Raw genomic sequence first — 20661 nt, forward strand, 5'->3', positions numbered from 1 at the left:
TAAAGCCACGCGGCTGTGCGACCTCAGGTACGCGGGCACCCCTTCAAAGTGCGTCTCCAGATCATCCAGATCATCCAGATCATCCAGATCATGCGGATCATGCGGATCATGCGGATCTGGCTGTGCAGCACCAGGGCGTCGAAGAGGGCCTGGTGCGCGGGGTCCTCCGCGGCGGTGTCCTCGGGGTGCCACTGGACGGCCGTGAACCAGCCGGGGGCGTCCGGGAGTTCGAGTCCCTCCACCGTGCCGTCGGCGGCGCGGGCGGTGACCTCCAGGCCCGTGCCGAGGCGGTCGACCCGCTGGTGGTGGTAGCAGGACGCCTCCACCTTCTGGGCACCGGTGGCCCGCTCCAGCAGGGTTCCGCGGCGGAGCGCCACCGGGTGCACGAGGTGGCGGTGTTCGTGCTCGGGGCCGCCCATGTCCTGTTCCAGGGTGCCGCCGAAGGCGACGTTGACGACCTGGAGGCCCCGGCAGATCGCGAGCGGCGGGATGCCCGATTCCAGGGCGGCGCGGGCGACTTCGAGGTCGAAGGTGTCCTGCGTCTCGTCCACGTCGTGGACGCTGGCGTGGGTGTCGGTGGCGCCGTAGCGGTGCGGGGCGAGGTCCCCGCCGCCGGGCAGCGGCACGCCGTCGAAGCGGGCGAGGCGCGCGGCCACGTCTCCGGGGGCCGGATGGAGGGAGGCCGGTTCACCGCCCGCCCGCCAGACCGCCTCGACGAGCGCGCGGGCGTTGGGTCCGGAGGTGGCTGTCGGCGTGCGGGTGGACGACGAGCCGTACGTCGTACTCGTCGAGCAGCAGCCGGCCGAGTCGGTCGGCGGCCTTGCCGAAGCCCGCCCACTGCCCGGCGGTCAGCTCGGGCGGCTCGGTGAACGCGCCGGTCTTCTCGTCGCGGTACATCGGCGGGATGAGGACCAGATGGTGGGCGCCCGCGGCGGCCGTGAGCGCGGCGACCTGTCGGACATGGGCGAGCGTCTCGTCCCACGCCTCGGGCCGGTGCAGCGCGCCGAACGCGGTGCCGCCGGAGACCTGGAGGCCGCGCACGGCGAGTTCCTCGGCGAGGACGGCCGGGTCGGTGGGGAGGTAGCCGTACGGGCCCAGCTCCAGCCACCGGTACCCGGCCTCGGCCGGCTCGTCGAGGAAGCGGGTGTACGGGACCTGGTGCTCGTCCTCGGGGAACCAGACGCCCCAGGAGTCGGGGGCGGAGCCCAGGCACAGATTGCCCGCGGTGGTGCGGAGCGGGGTTGGCGCCGTTGCCATGACGTGTGTCCTTCGGGGAGAGGGGCAGGGACGATCCGGGAGATCTCGACAGATCAGTCCGCTCCGGTCGTTCGCCCGCCCACCCGACCGGAGCGGGCACAGGATGTCGGGTGCGGCAGGCTGTCCGCTTCCTAGCGTGGTGGCCGAAAGGAAGGAGACCGGAGTGCTGGAACGGCTCAACCAGGCCATGGAGCACATCGAACGCCGTCTCGATCAGCCGATCGAGACGGCCGACCTGGCACGGATCGCGGTCACGTCGGAGTACCACCTGCGGCGGCTGTTCTCCGCGCTCGCGGGCATGCCGCTGTCGGAGTACGTCCGCCGCAGACGGCTCACCGTCGCCGGCGCCGAGGTGCTGGCCGGCGAGCGGACCCTGCTGGAGATCGCGGTGCGCTACGGCTACGGCTCGGGGGAGGCGTTCGCGCGGGCCTTCCGCGCCCTGCACGGCGTCGGCCCCGGGGAGGCCCGGCGGACCGGCGCGAGCCTGCGCTCCCAGCCCCGGATGTCCTTCCGTCTCGTCGTCGAAGGGAGCAGCACCATGCGATACCGCGTCGTGGAGAAGGAGGAGTTCCGGGTGGTCGGGAGGAAGACCCGTGTCCCCCTCGTGCACGAGGGGATGAACCCGGCGATCGCCGACTTCGTCCGAGGCATCGGACGGGAGACGCTCGACCGGATCGAGGCCCTGTCCGACCAGGAACCGAAGGGGATCGTGTCGATCAGCGACAACCTGGACGAGAGCCGGGCCGAGGGGACCGAACTCGACTACTTCCACGGGGCCGTGACCGGCGCGCCCACCCCCGAGGACATGGACGAGCTGACCGTCCCCGCCGGGACCTGGGCCGTCTTCGAGAACTCCGGGCCGTTCCCGCAGGCGTTGCAGTATCTGTGGCGGGACGTCTTCACCCAGTGGTTCCCGTCCAACCCGTACCGCAGCCGACCGGGACCCGAGGTCCTGCGCACCCGGCTGTCGCCCGACGCGGCGCGGGCGGACGCCGAGCTGTGGATCCCGGTGGAGCGGACCGCGCTCTGAGCGCCGGCGCGCGGCGACTTCACGTCGTCGCGCGCCTGCCCCTCCTCCCGGTCCGCCGGTAGCGTGGAACGACATCGACCTGAGGTGGGGGCATGCGGGCGATCGTCGTGGGGGCGGGCATCGGGGGACTGGCCGCGACACTGAGTCTGCGGCGCGCCGGGTGCGAGGTGACCCTCGTCGAGCAGGCGCCACGGTTCACCGAGATCGGCGCGGGCATCCAGCTCGCGCCCAACGCCACCCGCGTCCTGCGCGGCCTCGGCCTGCTCGACGCGGTCGGCGCCCGGTCCGCCCGGCCGGCCCGGCTGAGCTTCCGCACCTGGTCCGACGGGAGCGAGATCTGCCACTACGCGCTGGGGCACGAGGCCGAGGACGCGTTCGGCGCGCCGTATCTCCAGGTCCACCGGGCCGATCTGCACGAGGTCCTGGCCGCCGCGGTGCCGCCCGGCTCGGTGCGGCTGAACACCGTGGTCGTGGGCATCGGGCAGGACGACGCGGGCGCGCGGGTGACCACGGACGGCGGGGAGACCCTGGAGGCGGACCTCGTCGTCGCCGCGGACGGAGTACGGTCTCCGGCCCGCCGCCGGCTGTTCGGCGCCGACGAGGCCCTGTACTCGGGGACCGCCGCCTACCGGGCCCTGCTGCCCGCCGACGAGGTCGCCGGCCTCGATCTTCCGGAGTACGGGCTCTGGCTCGGCCCGGGACGGCACTTCGTGCACTACTGGGTGCGGCGCCGGGAACTGCTCAACGTCGTCGGCGTCGTCGGGACCGCGACGGCACAGGAGTCGTGGACCGCCCGTGCGGAGCCGGGCGAACACCTGCGCGCGTTCGACGGATGGGACCCCCGGGTGCGCGCCCTCCTCGCCCGGACGGGGACGGTGCTCCGCTACGGCATCCACACCCGCGCCCCGCTCGACCGCTGGAACATCGGCCGCGTCACCCTGCTCGGCGACAGCGCCCACGCGATGGTGCCGTTCCACGCCCAGGGTGCCGCCCAGGCCCTGGTCGACGCGGCCGTCCTCGGCGACTGCCTCACGGGCGCGGCACCGGCCGACGTACCCGAGGCGCTGGAGCGGTACGTACGCCGACGGCTGGCCACCGCCACCCGGGTACAGGCCGGTTCGGCGCGGGCCGGCGAGGACTACCACCTCCCGGACGGGCCGGAGGCACACGCACGGAACGCCCGCCTGGCCGCGCGGGCGGCGGAGAACGGGTTCGGCCCGCACGCGTACGCGTGGGGGATCGACGCGGTGGAGGAGCGGGCGTCGTAGACCGACACCGGGGTGGTGAGCGGGTGCGCCCGCGTGGGTCGGCACGGCCTCGGGCCCCGCGTCCACCGGAGGGTGGGCGCGGGGCCGGGGTGCGGGCGTGGCGCGCTGTCCGTCAGACGGCCGCCGACGCCGCGTGCAGGTTCTTCGCCGCCAGGGCCAGCCCGTCCGTCCGGGAGTAGGCCGCGTCCTCGTGCTCGATGTTGACGGCCGTGTCCGGGTCGATCTCGGCGAGGGCGCGCAGGAACTCGGTCCGGAACGGGACGTCGTTGCCCTCACCGACGGCCACGAACTTCCACGCCGGGTTCTCGGGCCAGGCGTTGCACCAGAAGCCGTAACCGGTGGGGACCTTGCCGGGGTCGGAAGCCGGCACCCGGGTGAACGATGTGTCCAGGACACCCCGGATGTCCGCGCCGGGGCACAGCGTCGCGTCCTTCGCGGCGGCGTGGAACACCAGCGGCCCCAGCCACTTGACGGAGGCGCGATGTACACGTTGGCCGTCTGTGCCGAGATGGTCCACCGGGACCTGCCGATCGAGGAGCGGGCACGGGCGGATCCACGAGGCCGGGTTCGAGGTGGAGATCTGGGACTGGACGCGGCACGATCTCGACGCCCTGGCCCGTACACCGGCGCGGTTCTCCTCGATGACCGGCCACATCCGGGGCACCCTCACCGACGAGGACGGCGCGGCCGAACTGCCGCGCACCGCCGAGGAGTCGGTGACGGCGGCGGCCCGGCTGGGCTGCCCCCGGCTCAATCCGCACGGCACCGGACTGGACGGCGAGGGGCTGCCCGTGGTGCCGGTGGCGGGCGAGGCCGCGAACCCGCCCTGCACATGCGGGGTGTGGGCCGCGCTGCCCAGATAGCGGGTGTGCGCGCAGACGTTGCGCGAGCCGCGTACGCACTCGGGGCACACCCCGCAGGGCGTGGCCGGATGGATCGCGACGGCCGCGCCGACCGCCGGGGCGTCCGGCCCCTCCACCCCGTCCCCGAGGGCGGCGACATGGCCGACCACCTCATGGCCGAGCACCATCGGCTCGCTCACCGCGAAGTCGCCCACCCGGACCCGGTGGTAGTAGTGCAGATCGGAACCGCGGATCCCGCCGAGCGCGACGGCGACCGCGATCTCGCCGGGCGCGGGACCGTCGTACGGCCGCTCCTCGACCCGGAGGTCGCCGGCTCCGTGGACAACACACGCGTGCATGGGGGCTCCTTGAGAGGTCGGCCGGGATCGGCGGGTGTGGCTGGACGTGCCGGGCCGGGGGGTGGCGTCGGAAGCGGGAGTCCCGGGGTGTGCGGCACCGCCCGGCAGCGGGGTCCGCGCCGGGCCGCCCGCGAGGACGTCGAGGATGTTGTCGACCGCGAGGTCCACCATGGCGGCCCGGGTGGCCTCGGTGGCCGAGCCGACGTGGGGGAGCGCCACCACGTTGGGCTCGCCGACCAGCGGCGACAACTCGGCGCCCATCGGCTCGCGTTCGAAGACGTCCAGCCCGGCGGAGTGGATGGTCCCGTCGCGCACCGCCTTGAGCAGGGCGTCCTCGTCGACGACACCGCCGCGCGCGGTGTTGATCAGGGTGGCGGTCGGCTTCATGGCCGCCAGCTCGGCCGCGCCGATGAGATGACGGGTCTCGGGGGTCAGGGGGAGGTTGAGGGAGACCACGTCGGACTCGGCGAGCAGGGTGGGCAGATCCACCCGTGTGGAGAGCGTGTCCTCGTGCGCGGACCGGCTGTGGTGCGGCACCCGCATGCCGAAGCCATGGGCGCGGCGGGCCACCGCGCGCCCGATCTGGCCGTACCCGACGATGCCGAGCGTGGCGCCGTACACGTCCAGGCCCAGGTAGTCGCCCATGCGGGGCACGTCCCACCGGCCCGCGGTGAGCGCGTCGTCGGAGGCGCCGAGCAGGCGGCGGGCCATCAGGACGAGCGCGAACGTCAGATCGGCGGTGGTCTCGGCGAGGACGCCGGGGGTGTGGGTGACCACGACCCCGCGCTCGGCGGCGGCCTCCCGGTCCACGGCGTCGAAACCCGTGCTGGCCAGCGCGACGACCTTCAGCGACGCCCCGGCGGCGTCGAGCAGCGCGGCGTCCACCCGGTCGTTGCCCAGACGGAGGATGCCGCTCGCTCCGGGGGCGAGGGCGCGCGGCTCGGCCGGTTCGGGTTTGCCGGGCCCGTCCCAGCGCACCGCCTCCACCCGGCCGGTCAGCCGGTCGAGGCCGCCGCCGGGGCCCACGCTCCCGCCGCGCACGGTCGTCGAGGAACTGGTCATCGCCCCCACCCGGCTGCGGGACACCTCCGCCGACGTCGAGGCGAGCCGCTGGATCGGCGCCCCGGAGGACGCCCGCCCGGCATGACACAGGCGCGGCACGACAGAGGCGCGGCATGACGAACGTCCGGGCCGGTCCCGAAGGGCCGACCCGGACGCGGCTTGCCGGAGGATCAGACCAGGTCGAAGCGGTCCAGGTCGGAGACCTTGGTCCAGGCCGCGACGAAGTCCTTCACGAACTTCTCCTTGGCGTCGTCGCTCGCGTAGACCTCGGCGAGGGCGCGCAGCTCGGAGTTGGAGCCGAAGACCAGGTCGGCACGGGTGCCGGTCCACTTCAGCTCGCCCGTGGCGGCGTCACGGCCCTCGAACGTGGTCTGGTCCGAGGAGGTCGACTTCCACTCCGTGCCCAGGTCGAGCAGGTTGACGAAGAAGTCGTTGGTGAGCCTGCCCGGGGTGTCGGTGAAGACGCCGTGCGCCGAGCCGCCCTGGTTGGCGCCGAGGACGCGCAGACCACCGACGAGGACGGTCAGCTCGGGGGCGCTCAGGGTGAGCAGGTTGGCGCGGTCGAGCAGCAGGTACTCGGCCGGGAGGCGGTTGCCCTTGCCCAGGTAGTTGCGGAAGCCGTCCGAGGTCGGCTCCAGCGCGGCGAACGACTCCGGGTCGGTGTGCTCCTCGGTCGCGTCGACACGGCCCGGCGTGAAGGGGACCTCCACGGCGACACCGGCGTCCTTGGCGGCCTTCTCGACCGCGGCGGCACCGCCGAGGACGATCAGGTCGGCCAGGGATACCTTCTTGGCACCGGAGTTGAACTCCCCCCGCACGCCCTCCAGGACGCGCAGGACCTGGGCGAGGTCGTCGGGGTTGTTGACCTCCCAGCCGCGCTGCGGCTCCAGACGGATACGGGCGCCGTTGGCACCGCCGCGCTTGTCGCTGCCGCGGAAGGTGGACGCCGAGGCCCACGCGGTGGAGACGAGCTGCGAGACCGTGAGGCCCGAGTCGAGGAGCTTGGCCTTCAGGGCCGCCACATCGGCGGCGTCGATGGCCTCGCCCTCGGCCTGCGGCAGCGGGTCCTGCCACAGCATCGTCTCGGCGGGGACCTCCGGGCCGAGGTACAGGGACTTCGGGCCCAGGTCACGGTGGGTCAGCTTGTACCAGGCGCGGGCGAACGCGTCCGCGAACTCCGCCGGGTTCTCGTGGAAGCGCTTCGAGATCGGACCGTAGATCGGGTCGAAGCGCAGCGAGAGGTCGGTGGTGAGCATCGTGGGGCGCTTCTTGGAGTCGCTGTGGGCGTCGGGGATGATCGCCTCGGAGTCCTTGGCCACCCACTGGTTGGCGCCGGCGGGGCTCTGGGTCAGCTCCCACTCGTAGCCGAAGAGGATGTCGAAGAAGTCGTTGCTCCACTGGGTGGGCTTGGTGGTCCAGGTGACCTCCAGGCCGGACGTGATCGCGTCGCCGCCCTTGCCGGTGCCGTAGGTGGACTTCCAGCCCAGGCCCTGCTGCTCGATCGAGGCGGCCTCGGGGTCGTCGCCGACCGACTCGGCCGGGCCCGCGCCGTGGGTCTTGCCGAAGGTGTGGCCACCGGCGATGAGGGCGACGGTCTCCTCGTCGTTCATCGCCATACGGCGGAACGTCTCACGGATGTCGCGGGCCGCGGCCAGCGGGTCCGGGTTGCCGTTGGGGCCCTCGGGGTTGACGTAGATCAGACCCATCTGCACGGCGCCGAGCGGGTTCTCCAGCTCACGGTCGCCGGTGTAGCGCTGGTCGTCCAGCCAGACCTTCTCGGGACCCCAGTACACGTCCTCGTCGGCCTCCCAGACGTCGGCACGGCCGCCGCCGAAGCCGAAGGTCTCGAAGCCCATCGACTCCAGCGCGACATTGCCGGTGAGGATCATGAGGTCGGCCCAGGAGAGGGACTGGCCGTACTTCTTCTTCACCGGCCACAGCAGACGGCGGGCCTTGTCCAGGTTGCCGTTGTCCGGCCAGCTGTTCAGCGGCGCGAAGCGCTGCTGACCCCGGCCGCCACCGCCGCGGCCGTCGCTGATGCGGTACGTGCCGGCGCTGTGCCAGGCCATACGGATCATCAGCGGGCCGTAGTTGCCGAAGTCGGCCGGCCACCAGTCCTGGGAGCTGGTCAGTACCTCGGCGATGTCCTGTTTGACCGCCGCGAGGTCGAGGTTGCCGAAGGCCTCGGCGTAGTCGAACGACTCACCGAGGGGGTTCGCCACGACGGGGTCCTTGGCGAGGATCTTCAGGTTGAGGCGCTCCGGCCACCACTGGCGGTTGCCGCCGCCCTGGGTGGGGTGCGCGGCACGCCCGTGAGCGACCGGGCAGCCTCCCGTCTCCTCGGGCTTCGCGTCTGTGACGATCGCGTCGTGGTTCTCGGTCATCGGGGGAGTCCTTCCGAAAAACGGGGGTGGATCACGGTGCTGAACTGCTGGCTTTGGTGCATGAGGGGCACAGGCCCCAGTAGATGACCTCGGCCTCGTCGATCGCGAAGCCGCGGTCGTCGGAGGCGGTCAGGCACGGGGCGTGCCCGACCGCGCAGTCGACGTCGACCACGACGGCGCACGAGCGGCACACGAGGTGATGGTGGTTGTCCCCGACACGGCCCTCGTACAGGGCGGGGCTGCCGGGTGGTTCGAGGCGGCGCACGAGTCCCGCGCCGGTGAGCGCGTTGAGTGCTTCGTACACGGCCTGGAGCGATATGTGGCCCACGCGGTCGCGCACCCCGGCGGCGATCGCTTCGACGCCGAGGTGGTCGCCGTCCCGGACGGTTTCCAGCAGGGCCACGCGCGCGGCCGTCACCCGCAGGCCGACACCGCGCAGTTCCTCGGCGGTGTTCGGAGGCTGGGATGCGGTCATGGCGACCAACCTACCCTCATAAACACGACTGATTCAAGAAAACGAACGAACCAAGTCTGTCGTGCCGCGCCGACCACCGTCCGTGGCCGCCCGGTGGCACGGGTGACCCCGAAACGCGAAAAAGCCCGCTGCGCGCGGGCGGGGTCGACGATCCGGTGCCTCACCCGGCGGATCGCGTCACCGATCCGCCGGTCGTTCTCGTACACGGCCTAGTCGCCGCTCCCGGTCACCAGCACCACCTCCAGGGTGCGGGGGCCGTGCACCCCCTCCACCCGGTCCAGTTCGATGTCGCTGGTGGCGGACGGGCCCGAGATCCAGGTCAACGGGCGGGTCGGGTCGAGGAGTTCGAGGGCCTGGGGGACCGACGACACGACCTGCTCCGGGACGCGTACGACGCAGATGTGGTGGTCGGGCACGAGGGTGATCCGGCGGCGGCCCTGGTCGGGGGAGCCGTCGAGGACGAGGGTGCCGGTCTCGGCGATCGCGAGGGCGCAGCCGGTGACCACGCTGTCGACCCGGTCCAGCTCGTGCGCGGTGCTCTCCCCGCGATCGGGCACCCGCGTCACGTCCGTCGCCGCCGACAGCCACTCCTCGCGCAGCCCCGACGGCACCAGCACCGTGGCCGAACCGTGCGCGCGCAGCAGCCCCGCGACGACCTCGGCGAGCCCGTCCGCGTCCGTCCGGTGCACGAGCGCCCGGTAGTCGGCCAGGTTCTCCGCCAGCAACTCCACCGTCTCCGCGACGCTGCGCCCGCCGTGCTCCCGCAGATACCCCCGCTCGACGGCCCGCTCGTACGGAGCGTCGTCCCGTCGTTCGTCGCCGCGTTCGTCGCCGCGTTCGTCGGCTCGTACGTCGGCGAGGGCGCGCCGGACCCGGCCCAGGATCAGTTCCCTGCTGCTCACTTGCCCGTCTCCTTTCCGCCGTTCGTCCGCTGCCACCAGTCCCGGAACGGCTCGGCGGGCAGCGCGGGAAGATCACGGCTGGCACTCCAGGCCCTGCCGGGGCCCGGCAGCGTACGGGGATGGAAGCGGCGGGTGCGGGACGCGAGCCGCTGTCCGGTGCGCAGCACGCCGGGGTGGCCGAACGCCCAGCGGGCCGCCCGCATCGCCGCCCGCTCGGCGGCGTGCCCCTTCGCGGGCTTGAGCACGACCTTGTCGCCCCGCTCCGTCACCGGCCCGCCCTGTGCGACCCGTTCCCGCAGATGCACCAGCACCTCCGGGATGTCGATGGCGACCGGGCACACCTCGTAGCAGGCACCGCACAGTGAGGAGGCGTACGGCAGGGAGGAGTCGATCTCGCTTCCCGTGCCCCGGAGCTGAGGGCTGAGGATGGCACCGATCGGGCCCGGGTACACCGAGCCGTACGCGTGCCCGCCGGCACGCTCGTACACCGGGCACACGTTGAGACACGCCGAGCAGCGGATGCAGCGCAGGGCCTGCCGGCCGACCTCGTCGGCGAGTGTGTCGGTGCGGCCGTTGTCGATCAGGACCAGATGGAAGGTCTGCGGTCCGTCCTCGTCCGTCGTGCCCGTCCAGGTGGAGGTGTACGGGTTCATCCGCTCGGCGGTCGAGGAGCGGGGGAGGGTCTGCAGGAACACCTCCAGGTCCCGCCAGGTGGGCACGATCTTCTCGATGCCGACGACCGAGATCAGGGTCTCGGGGAGGGTGAGGCACATCCGGCCGTTGCCCTCGGACTCCACGACCACCAGCGTGCCGGTCTCGGCGACCATGAAGTTGGCGCCGGAGATCCCGACCTTGGCCCGCAGGAACTTCTCCCGCAGATGCAGCCGCGCGGCCTCCGCCAGTTCGGCGGGCGTGTCGGTGAGGCCCTCCGGCGCCGGGCGCCCCCACTCGCTCATCTCGCGCGCGAAGATGTCCCGGATCTCGCCCCGGTTGCGATGGATCGCGGGGACGAGGATGTGCGAGGGCCGGTCCTTGCCCAACTGCACGATGAGTTCGGCGAGATCGGTCTCGTAGGCGGCGATGCCCTCGGCCTCCAGCGCCTCGTTCAGCCCGATCTCCTGCGTGGCCATCGACTTGACCTTGACGACCTCGCTCTCCCCGGTCGCCTTCACGAGATAGGTGACGATCCGGTTGGCCTCGTCCGCGTCGGCGGCCCAGTGCACCGTGCCGCCGGCCGCCTGCACCGACTCCTCCAACCGCACGAGATACCGGTCGAGATGACGGAGCGTGTGGTCCTTGATCTGCTTGCCCGCCTCGCGCAGCTCCGCCCAGTCGGACATCTCCGCGACCGCGTTCGCGCGTTTGGCGCGGATGGTGTGGGTGGCGTGCCGCAGATTGCCGCGCAGGGTCGTGTTGTGCACGGCCTCGTGCGCGGCCTTCGGAAAGGCCGGCATGCCGAGATACGTTCCGCTCATTTCAGCGGCTCCTCTTCCGTACTCGCCAGGATCTCCGCGATGTGCACCGGCCGCAGGTCCGTCCGCAGCCGGGTCATCGTGCCGCCGAGGTGCATCAGACACGAGTTGTCGGCCGCGCACAGCACCTCGGCGCCCGTCGACTCGGCGTTGCGCACCTTGTCCAGACCCATCGCCGCCGAGACATCGGCGTTCTTCACGGCGAACGTACCGCCGAAGCCACAGCACTCGTCGGCACCGGGCAGCTCCACCAACTCCAGCCCCTTCACGGCCTGGAGCAGCCTGCGCGGCCGTTCCCCGAGCCCCAGGCTCCGCAGCCCGTGACAGGTCGGGTGGTAGGTCACCTTGTGCGGGTAGTACGCGCCGACGTCCGTCACGCCCAGCACGTCCACCAGGAACTCGGTCAGCTCGTACGTCTTCGGCACGACCGGCGCCAGCGTCCGCGCCAGGGTGTCCCCGCGCCCCTCCGCCCGCGCCCGCTCACCCATCCGCGGATACAGCTCCCGCACCATCGCCCCGCACGAGCCGGACGGTGTCACGATCGCCTCGTACTCCCGGAATACATCGGAGAACTGCCGGGCCAGCGGCTCGGCCTCCTGTCGGTACCCGGTGTTGTAGTGCGCCTGTCCGCAGCAGGTCTGCCCCATCGGGAAGTCGACGTCGACGCCCAGCCTGGTCAGCAGTTTCACCACGGCGCGGCCGGTGTCCGGATAGAGCGTGTCGTTGACACAGGTCAGGAACAGGGCGACACGCATCGCGGCTCCTTGGGGGTCGATCATCGGATGAGTGCAGAGTACGACGCGCGTACGCGGAGGGCGAGAGGCCCTCCGGGTACGGTTCCGCTCACCGCGCGGTGAGCCGGGCCTGAGCCGCGCGCCAGGCCGCCGGGTCGCCCTGCGGCTCGTACCGCACCAGCGGCTGGGTACGGGTGAGGAGTTGCCGCATCGAGGCCCGGTCGCCCACCAGGCCGTGCGCACGGGCCTGGACGAGGACATTGCCCAGGGCCGCCGCCTCCGCCGGTCCCGCCACCACCGGCAGCCCGCAGGCGTCGGCGGTGAGTTGGCAGAGCAGCGCGTTGCGGGTGCCGCCCCCCACGATGTGGACGACGTCGACCGGGTGGTCGGCCAGGGCCTGGGCCTCGGCGACGGCCCGCCGGTGGGCGAGGGCCAGCGAGTCGAGGATGCACCGGGTGATCTCGGCGGGCGTCTCGGGCACCGGCTGCCCCGACTCCCGGCACGCCTGCGCGATCCGCTCCGGCATCCGGCCGGGCGCGAGGAACGCCGAGTCCCCGGCGTCCACCACCGACCGCAGCGCGGGCACCCCCGCCGCGGCCCGCAGCAGCTCGCCGAGATCCGGGTCCCCCCACTCCCGTACGCACTCCTGGAGCAGCCACAGCCCCATGATGTTCCGCAGGTAGCGGACCGTGCCGTCGAGCCCCAGCTCATTGGTGAAGTTGGCGGCCCGGCTCGCCTCGGTCAGCACCGGGGCCGCCAGCTCAAGGCCGGCCAGCGACCAGGTGCCCGTGCAGATGTACGCGAACCGCTCGCCGCCGGTGGCCGGGACGGCGGCCACCGCCGAGGCGGTGTCGTGCGACCCGACCGTGGTCACCGGAACCGGCCCGGTCAGCCCGGTCTCCTCCAGCACCCGTTCCCGCAGCAGCCCCGCCGGATCCCCGGGCCGCCGCAGCGGCGCGAACAGCCCCAGATCGATGCCGAGCCGTTCGGCCACGTCGTACGACCAGTCACCCGTCCGGGGATCGATCAGCTGCGTCGTGGAGGCATTGGTCAGCTCGGTGCCCTGCTCCCCGGTCAGCCAGTACGTCAGCAGATCGGGGATGAGCAACAACCGCTTGGCGTACGCCAGTTGGGCGGACGACCGGGCGGCCGTCAACTGATACAGCGTGTTGAAGGGCGCGTACTGCAACCCGGTCGCCGCGTACAGCTCGGCGGCGGGCACGGTGGCCCACACCTTCTCCGGGACGCCCTCGGTACGGGCGTCCCGGTAGTGCACCGGATTGCCCAGCAGGGCCCCGTCCGCGTCCAGCAGCCCGTAGTCGACGGCCCAGCTGTCGATCCCGACGGAGTCGACCTGCCCGGCGGCCTTGAGCCCGTCCAGCACCCCGGCGTACAGCGACAGCACGTCCCAGCGCAGCCCCTCGGGCGTGCGCACGGGCCGGTTCGGGAACCGGTGGGCCTCCACCAGCTCCAGCGAGTCCCGCCCCGCGCGGCCGACCATGACCCGACCGCTGGACGCGCCGAGGTCGACCGCCGCGTACGCCTTCACGGACCCGTTCGAAGGAGTTCCGCTCATCGCCTGCGTGCTCATCGCAGGAACGCGGCGGCCACGCCGGCGTCGACCGGGACGTGCAGCCCGGTGGTGTGGGTCAGTTCCCCGCCGGTCAGCGCGAACACCGCGTTCGCCACGTGCTCCGGCAGCACCTCGCGCTTGAGGATGGTCCGCTGGGCGTAGAACTCGCCGAGCTTCTCCTCCTCGATGCCGTAGGTCGCCGCGCGCTGGGCACCCCACCCGGCGGCGAAGATCCCCGAACCGCGCACCACACCGTCGGGGTTGATCCCGTTGACGCGGATGCCGTGCTCGCCCAGCTCGGCGGCGAGCAGCCGCACCTGGTGCGCCTGGTCGGCCTTGGTGGCGGAGTAGGCGATGTTGTTGGGCCCGGCGAAGACGGCGTTCTTGGAGGCGATGTAGACGATGTCGCCGCCCAGCCCCTGCGCGATCATCACCCGGGCCGCCTCACGCGACACCAGGAACGAGCCACGGGCCATGATGTCGTGCTGGAGGTCCCAGTCCTTGGCGGAGGTCTCCAGCAGCGGCTTGGAGATCGAGATCCCCGCGTTGTTGACGACCAGATCGACCCCGCCGAAGGCCAGCGCGGCGGCCTTGAAGGCCTCGGCGATCTGCCCCTCGTCCGTCACGTCGACGGTCACGGCGACGGCCTTGTCCGCCCCGCCCAGCTCCTCGGCCACGGCGGCGGCGTTCCCCGCGTCGAGATCGGCGACGACGACACACGCCCCCTCGGCGACGAGCCGGTGCGCGATGGCCTTCCCGATCCCGCTGCCCGCGCCGGTCACCAGCGCGACCCGGGTCGCCAGCGGCTTCGGCCTCGGCATCCGCTGGAGCTTGGCCTCCTCCAGCGCCCAGTACTCGATGCGGAACTTCTCCGACTCCTCGATCGGCGCGTACGTCGACACCGCCTCGGCGCCCCGCATCACGTTGATCGCGTTGACGTAGAACTCGCCGGCCACCCGCGCGGTCTGCTTGTCCTTGCCGAAGCTGAACATGCCCACGCCGGGGATCAGCACGATCGCCGGGTCGGCGCCGCGCATCGCGGGGGAGTCGGGCTCGGCGTGCCGCCGGTAGTAGGCGGCGTACTCCTCCCGGTACTCGGCGTGCAGCTCCTTCAGTCGGCCGATGGCCTCGTCGAGCCCGGCGGTCGGCGGCAGATCCAGCACCAGCGGCCGGACCTTGGTCCGCAGGAAGTGGTCCGGGCACGAGGTACCCAGCGCGGCCAGCCTCGGGTGCTCCGCGCTCGCCAGGAAGTCGAGGACGACCTCCGCGTCGGTGAAGTGCCCGACCTGCGCCTTGTCCTGCGAGGCGATCGCCCGGACGTACGGCGCCAGCGCGGCGGCCCGCTCCCGGCGCGCGGCGGCTTCGAGGGCCTCGTATCCCGCCACGACGGGCCCGAAGGGCTCCGCCTTCCCCTTCTCCTCCAGGAACCGCTCAGCCGTACGAATGATGTGCAGCGAGTTCTTCTCGCACTCCTCGGCGGTGTCGCCCCAGGCGGTGATCCCGTGCCCACCGAGCACACACCCGACGGCCCCCGGGTTCTCCCGCTTCACGGCGGCGATGTCCAGGCCCAGCTGGAACCCGGGCCGGCGCCAGGGCACCCACACCACGCTGTCCCCGAAACACTCGGCGGTCAGCTTCTCCCCGTCGGCCGCGCAGGCGAGCGCGATCCCGGAGTCCGGGTGCAGATGATCGACATGCGCGGCGTCGACGAGCCCGTGCATCGCGGTGTCGATCGACGGCGCCGCGCCGCCCTTCCCGTGCAGGCAGTAGTCGAACGCGGCGACCATCTCGTCCTCGCGCTCGACCCCCGGGTACACCTCGACGAGCGCCCGCATCCGGTCCAGCCGCAGCACGGCGAGCCCCGCCTCGGTGAGCGTCCCCAGGTCACCCCCGGACCCCTTCACCCACATCAGCTCCACATCACCCCCGGTGACGGGATCGGTGTCGGTCCCCTTCGCGGACGCGTTGCCACCGGCGTAGTTGGTGTTCCGCGGATCGGCACCGAGCCGACGGGAACGAGCGAGAAGGGCGGCGGCTTCGGGATGGGTTGCCATGTGCGATCAATCCTTACGGTGAGATGGGTACGGGGTGCGGCTCGGGGGGTGGGGGTGCGTTGCGGGGTGCGTTGTCGGGCGCGGGTGAGTGGGGCTTCGCGCGGTTCCCCGCGCCCCTAAGGGATCAGGCCCTGCGGGCCTGAAAAGCACGGGGCGCAGCCCCGGCTTTTCAGGGGCGCGGGGAACCGCGCGACCAGCCGCGAACCGGCCCGCATTCCGCATCCGACAGAACTCGGCAGACGAAACGCGGCAATCGGCTCCAGCCCAGCGCGGCGGTCACGCCCCCCAACCCGCCTGGTCCCCTCCCACCCGCTCCTCCACGATCTTCGACGCCCACCCGGACCGCCGATACGCCCCCATGGGATCCGCGTCCAACCCCATCTCCTCCCGCACCTCCCGAAGCAACGGCCGCACATCCGTGTTGTACGCGTCCATCACGACCGCGTTCGCCTCCAGCACATCCCCGTCCCGCTGAGCGACGGCAAGCGCCCCCCGGTCGACCAGGAGCGCCTTCGCCGTGGCCTCCTGCACATTCATCACGGACCGGATGATCGCCGGGATCTTCGCCTCGATGTTGTGGCACTGGTCGAGCATGAACGCGACCTCGGGAGTGAACCCACCCCCACGCACGACCTCGTACATGATCCGGAACAGCTGGAACGGATCGGCGGCCCCGACCATCAGGTCGTCGTCGGCGTAGAACCGGGAGTTGAAGTCGAACGCCCCGAGCTTCCCCTCCCGCAGCAGCGTCGCCACGATGAACTCGATGTTGGTGCCCGGCGCGTGATGCCCGGTGTCGACCACGACCTGCGCCTTCGGCCCGAGCTTCAGGCAGTGCGCGTAGGCGGTGCCCCAGTCCGGGACGTCCGTCGAGTAGAACGCCGGCTCGAAGAACTTGTACTCCAGCAGCATCCGCTGGTCGTCGCCGAGCCGCGCGTACACCTCGGCGAGCCCCTCGGCCAGCCGGTCCTGCCGCTCACGGATGTCGTCCTGGCCGGGATAGTTCGTACCGTCCGCGAACCACAGCTTCAGATCCCGCGAGCCGGTCGCGTCCATGATGTCGACGCACTCCAGCAGATGATCGACGGCCTTGCGCCGGACCGTCGCGTCCGGATGGCAGATGCTCCCCAGCTTGTAGTCGTCGTCCTGGAAGGTGTTGGAGTTGATGGCGCCCAGCTTCACGCCACGCTCCTGCGCGTGCTTGGCCAGCTCCGCGTATCCGTCGGAGCCCTCGACCTTGTCCCAGGGGATGTGGAGCGCCACGGTCGGGGCCACGCCGGTGAACTCGTGGACCTTCCCGGCGTCGTCCAGCTTCTCCCATGGATCACGGGGGACACCCTGTTGGGCGAACACCTTGAAGCGGGTTCCGGAGTTGCCGTACGCCCACGACGGCGTCTCGACGGCCTGTGTCTTGAGGGCGGCCTTCACCGCGGCGAGCTCGGTCACGTCAGGGCTCCTACCGGCATTGATGTCTGAAACGATTCAGCACCGGAAACTATGAGCGCCTCGCCGGGCTGTCAACCCCTGTGCTCAATACCGTTCTCCGTGACCCGGTTGTGACCACTTCTATCGAAAGAATTTCGACCGAAACCCATTGACGTGACATGCGACTGGTGCCTAACGTCCCGGCAACCTAGTTGAAACCTTTCACGACGCAGTGGGGCAGCTTCTCCGCTAGCCACCGGCCGTCGTCGAGGAGCCCCCATGACCCACCGGTCCGACACGGGTCCGGCCCCCGTTCTCGCGTTGAAGGGCGTTTCCAAGTCCTTCGGTGCCGTACGCGCCCTGCGGGACGTGTCCCTCGAACTGTTCCCGGGCGAGGTGCACGCACTCGCCGGGGAGAACGGCGCGGGCAAGTCGACCCTGATCAAGAGCCTCGCCGGGGTGCACCGACCGGACTCCGGTCAGGTGCTCCTCGACGGCGAACCCACGGTCTTCCACGGCCCGGCCGACGCCCGGGACGCGGGCATCGCCGTGATCTACCAGGAGCCCACCCTCTTCCCCGACCTTTCGATCGCCGAGAACATCTTCATGGGCCGCCAGCCGCGCCGCGCCCTCGGCCGGATCGACCACAAGGCCACCCACGCGGCGACCCTCGCCCTGATGGCGCGGCTCGGTGTCGAACTCGACCCCGACCGCCCGGCGCGCGGCCTGTCCATCGCCGACCAGCAGATCGTCGAGATCGCCAAGGCGCTCTCCTTCGACGCCCGCGTCCTGATCATGGACGAGCCGACGGCGGCCCTCACCGGCAGCGAGGTGGCCCGGCTCTTCGGGGTCGTCCGCACCCTGCGCGAGCAGGGCTCCGCCGTCCTCTTCATCTCCCACCGGCTGGAGGAGATCTTCCAGATCTGCCAGCGGGTCACCACCCTGCGCGACGGCGCCTGGATCTCCAGCGAGCCGATCGAGGGCATGACCGAGGACGACCTGGTCCGCCGCATGGTCGGCCGCGACCTGGACGAGCTGTACCCGAAGCAGGACGTCGAGGCGGGCGAAGTCGCGCTGAGCGTACGCCGGTTGACCCGCGAGGGTGTCTTCACCGATGTCTCCTTCGAGGTCCGCCGAGGCGAGATCGTCGGCCTGGCCGGCCTCGTCGGCGCCGGCCGCACCGAGGTGGCACGGGCCGTCTTCGGCATCGACCGCTGGGACGCGGGCGAGGTCGACCTCGACGGCAAGGCGCTCACCAACGGCGCCCCGTCCACCGCCATGGCCGCCGGGCTCGCCCTGGTCCCCGAGGACCGCCGCGCCCAGGGCCTGGTGATGGACATGTCCATCGAGCGCAACATCGGCCTCACCGGACTCCGTACGACCGTGAAGGGCGGCCTCGTCGACCGCGGCGCCGAGCGCAGCCGCTCCCTCGACTGGGCGGTCAAGCTCCAGGTCAAGTACGCCCGGATCGCCGACACCGTGAACACCCTGTCCGGCGGCAACCAGCAGAAGGTCGTCCTCGCCAAGTGGCTCGCCACCGGCCCGAAGGTGCTGATCGTCGACGAGCCCACCCGAGGCATCGACGTCGGTACGAAGGCCGAGGTGCACCGCCTCCTCAGCCGGCTCGCCGCCGACGGGGTCGCCGTACTGATGATCTCCTCCGACCTGCCCGAGATCCTCGGCATGGCCGACCGCGTGCTCGTGATGCACGAGGGCCGGCTCACCGCCGAGATCCCTCGCTCCGAAGCCACCGAGGAATCCGTGATGGCCGCAGCCACCGGGAGGGCCGCCGCATGACGGTGACCACCCCTCAGACCCCTCCCGTCACCGAGGTGCCCAAGTCCAGCGGCACCCGGCTCGTGGACCGCGTCTTCAAGATGCGGGAACTCGCCATCCTGGTCGTCTTCCTGGTGATGATCGTCGTCACCCAGCTCGGCAACAGCGAGTTCCTCACCGAACAGGGCATCAAGGACCTGCTGCTCAACGCGACCATCCTCGTGCTGGTCGCGGTCGGCCAGTCCCTGGTCGTCATCACCCGGAACGTCGACCTGTCCGTCGGCTCCACCCTCGGCATCAGCGCCTTCGCCGCCGGTACGTATCTCCAGGGCGGCGGCAACGCGGTCGTGGCCGTGGCGCTCGCGGTCCTGATGGGCATCGGCTTCGGTCTGCTGAACGGACTGCTCGTCAGCCTCGGCCAGGTGCCCGCCCTCGTCGTCACCCTGGGCACGCTGTACATCATCCGGGGCATCGACTCGATCTGGGTCGGCTCCCGCCAGATCACCGCGTCCGCCCTCCCCGACGGCTTCGTCGACTTCGGCTCCGGCGGCATCTCGGCGGTGCCGTATCTGGCGCTGATCGCGGTGGTGGTGCTGGTGGCCACGGCGTACTACATGAAGCACTTCGGCAGCGGGCGCGAGCTGTACGCCCTCGGCTCCAACCCGGAGGCCGCCCGGCTCGCCGGCATCCCGGTCCGCAAGCGGATCCTGGTCGCCTACACCTTCTGCGGCGCCCTCGCCGGCCTCGCCGGGGCGCTCTACCTGGCCCGCTTCGGCAACGTCGACTCCAGCACCGGCAACGGCTACGAACTCACCGTCGTCAGCGCGGTCGTCGTCGGCGGTGTCGTCTTCACCGGCGGCTCCGGCAGCGTCTACGGCGCGGCGCTCGGCGCGCTGCTGCTGACCTCCATCAACAGCGTGCTGCCCGCCCTCGGCGTCAGCTCGGTGTGGGTGCTGGCCATCAACGGCATCCTGCTCATCCTCGCCATCGCCGTGGACCGTGTGGTCGCGCTGCGGGTGGCGGCAGCCCTGAAGAAGAGGAACGCCCGCCATGGCTGACTCCACGCTCTCTCGCGCGGTCCGCTGGGACACCGTGGTCGGCGCCACCCTGATCGTCGTGCTCCTGCTGTCCTTCACCACCGTGGACGGCTTCGGCAACGCGCTCAATCTGTCCTTCCTCATCGGCAACACCCTGCCGATCGCCCTGGTCGCCCTCCCGATGACCCTCCTCGTGGTCTCCGGCGAGATCGATCTGTCGGTCGCCTCCACCGCCGGACTGTCCGGCGCGGTGATGGGCGCCCTGTGGAACCAGGGCCTCACCATCGAGGCGATCATCCCGATCTGCCTGCTCCTCGGCGTGGTCTGCGGACTGATCAACGGCCTGCTGGTCACCCGGCTCGGCCTGTCCTCCCTCGCCGTCACCATCGGCACCCTCGCCGCCTACCGGGGCATCGCACAGATCGTGCTCGGCTCCGACGCGGTGACCGACTTCCCCACGCAGTACCTGGACTTCGCGGCCGGCCGGATCGGCGACAGCTTCGTCCCACAGGCCTTCATCCCCTTCCTGGTGCTGCTGATCATCGCCGTGATCGCCCTGCACGCCACCCCGTTCGGGCGCTCGCTGTTCGCGATCGGCGCCAGTGAGGAGGCCGCGCGCTTCACCGGTATCCGCGTCAAGCGGCAGAAGCTGATCCTGTTCACGGTGACCGGCCTGATGGCCTCGCTCACCGGCATCTTCTGGGCACTGCACTACGCCAGCGCCCGCTACGACAACGCGACCGGCCTCGAACTCTCCGTCATCGCCGCGGTGCTCCTCGGCGGCATCGACTTCGACGGCGGCAAGGGGACGCTCGGCGGCGCGATCGCCGGGGTGTTCCTGCTGGGCGCTCTGCAGAACGTGATGAGTCTGCAGGACGTCTCGGCACAGTCGCAGATCGTCGTCACCGGCGTGCTGCTCGTTCTCTCCGTGCTCGGGCCGAGGGTGGCACGGCAACTCGCCGTCGCGCGTGCCCGATCGACCGGCTGACGTCCACCACTTCTCCCTTCTCT

Annotated in this window: 13 protein-coding genes and 4 pseudogenes; 5 read left to right on the forward strand and 12 right to left on the reverse strand. The window is 71.5% G+C overall.

All coding sequences use genetic code 11. The features are described 5' to 3' along the window. Positions 1–23 precede the first annotated feature (23 nt). A pseudogene (locus F9278_RS42930) lies at positions 24–734 on the reverse strand (gamma-glutamyl-gamma-aminobutyrate hydrolase family protein); the annotation flags it as partial. Beyond that, positions 730–1257 (reverse strand): annotated as a pseudogene (locus tag F9278_RS42935) (sugar phosphate isomerase/epimerase family protein); the annotation flags it as partial. The pseudogenes F9278_RS42935 and F9278_RS42930, both read right to left, overlap by 5 nt. A 163-nt stretch (positions 1258–1420) precedes the next feature. Here F9278_RS42935 and F9278_RS42940 point away from each other — a divergent pair. After that, a complete protein-coding gene (locus F9278_RS42940) occupies positions 1421–2287 on the forward strand; it encodes an AraC family transcriptional regulator (RefSeq protein ID WP_152174486.1) in 867 nt (288 codons plus the stop codon). A gap of 92 nt (positions 2288–2379) precedes the next feature. After that, positions 2380–3555, forward strand: coding sequence for an FAD-dependent monooxygenase (locus F9278_RS42945; protein ID WP_152173152.1), 1176 nt, complete (start codon positions 2380–2382; stop codon positions 3553–3555). An 814-nt stretch (positions 3556–4369) separates the two neighbouring features. Here F9278_RS42945 and F9278_RS42960 read toward each other — a convergent pair. The 10 genes and pseudogenes from F9278_RS42960 to rhaI form a co-directional block, all read right to left on the reverse strand. After that, positions 4370–4756, reverse strand: a pseudogene (locus tag F9278_RS42960) (alcohol dehydrogenase catalytic domain-containing protein); the annotation flags it as partial. 120 nt (positions 4757–4876) lie between these two features. Beyond that, a pseudogene (locus F9278_RS42965) lies at positions 4877–5818 on the reverse strand (2-hydroxyacid dehydrogenase); the annotation flags it as partial. A 170-nt stretch (positions 5819–5988) separates the two neighbouring features. Further along, complete coding sequence (gene katG, locus F9278_RS42975; RefSeq protein WP_152173154.1) at positions 5989–8202, reverse strand: catalase/peroxidase HPI; 2214 nt, start codon at positions 8200–8202, stop codon at positions 5989–5991. 31 nt (positions 8203–8233) lie between these two features. Continuing rightward, positions 8234–8677 (reverse strand): Fur family transcriptional regulator, encoded by a 444-nt coding sequence (locus F9278_RS42980; protein ID WP_152173155.1) that lies wholly within the window; start codon positions 8675–8677, stop codon positions 8234–8236. A gap of 209 nt (positions 8678–8886) precedes the next feature. Next, a complete protein-coding gene (locus F9278_RS42985; protein WP_152173156.1) occupies positions 8887–9579 on the reverse strand; it encodes a LutC/YkgG family protein in 693 nt (230 codons plus the stop codon). Continuing rightward, on the reverse strand, positions 9576–11054 hold the full coding sequence (locus F9278_RS42990) for a LutB/LldF family L-lactate oxidation iron-sulfur protein (RefSeq protein WP_193241901.1): 1479 nt from the start codon (positions 11052–11054) through the stop codon (positions 9576–9578). Before F9278_RS42990 ends, F9278_RS42985 begins: the two co-directional genes overlap by 4 nt. After that, positions 11051–11806 (reverse strand): (Fe-S)-binding protein, encoded by a 756-nt coding sequence (locus F9278_RS42995; RefSeq protein ID WP_152173157.1) that lies wholly within the window; start codon positions 11804–11806, stop codon positions 11051–11053. The genes F9278_RS42990 and F9278_RS42995 overlap by 4 nt, the downstream gene beginning before the upstream one ends. Positions 11807–11894: 88 nt before the next feature. Then, positions 11895–13334: a rhamnulokinase gene (locus F9278_RS43000; protein WP_152174489.1), complete on the reverse strand. Its 1440-nt coding sequence runs from the start codon at positions 13332–13334 to the stop codon at positions 11895–11897. Between the two features lie 38 nt (positions 13335–13372). Next, complete coding sequence (locus F9278_RS43005; protein WP_152173158.1) at positions 13373–15412, reverse strand: bifunctional aldolase/short-chain dehydrogenase; 2040 nt, start codon at positions 15410–15412, stop codon at positions 13373–13375. A 276-nt stretch (positions 15413–15688) separates the two neighbouring features. Further along, positions 15689–16858 (reverse strand): L-rhamnose isomerase, encoded by a 1170-nt coding sequence (gene rhaI, locus F9278_RS43010; RefSeq protein WP_152173159.1) that lies wholly within the window; start codon positions 16856–16858, stop codon positions 15689–15691. Between the two features lie 258 nt (positions 16859–17116). Between rhaI and F9278_RS43015 the strand changes: the two genes are divergently transcribed. From F9278_RS43015 to F9278_RS43025, 3 genes are read left to right on the forward strand one after another with little or no spacing between them, the layout of a single operon-like run. Continuing rightward, the gene (locus tag F9278_RS43015; RefSeq protein ID WP_152173160.1) at positions 17117–18634 is read left to right on the forward strand and encodes a sugar ABC transporter ATP-binding protein; all 1518 of its coding nucleotides are present in this window, start codon (positions 17117–17119) and stop codon (positions 18632–18634) included. Beyond that, on the forward strand, positions 18631–19671 hold the full coding sequence (locus F9278_RS43020) for an ABC transporter permease (protein WP_152173161.1): 1041 nt from the start codon (positions 18631–18633) through the stop codon (positions 19669–19671). The genes F9278_RS43015 and F9278_RS43020 overlap by 4 nt, the downstream gene beginning before the upstream one ends. Then, positions 19664–20638, forward strand: coding sequence for an ABC transporter permease (locus tag F9278_RS43025; protein WP_152173162.1), 975 nt, complete (start codon positions 19664–19666; stop codon positions 20636–20638). Before F9278_RS43020 ends, F9278_RS43025 begins: the two co-directional genes overlap by 8 nt. Positions 20639–20661 lie beyond the last annotated feature (23 nt).

Origin of the sequence: Streptomyces phaeolivaceus (genome assembly GCF_009184865.1) — a bacterium.
GTDB classification, from domain to species: domain Bacteria; phylum Actinomycetota; class Actinomycetes; order Streptomycetales; family Streptomycetaceae; genus Streptomyces; species Streptomyces phaeolivaceus.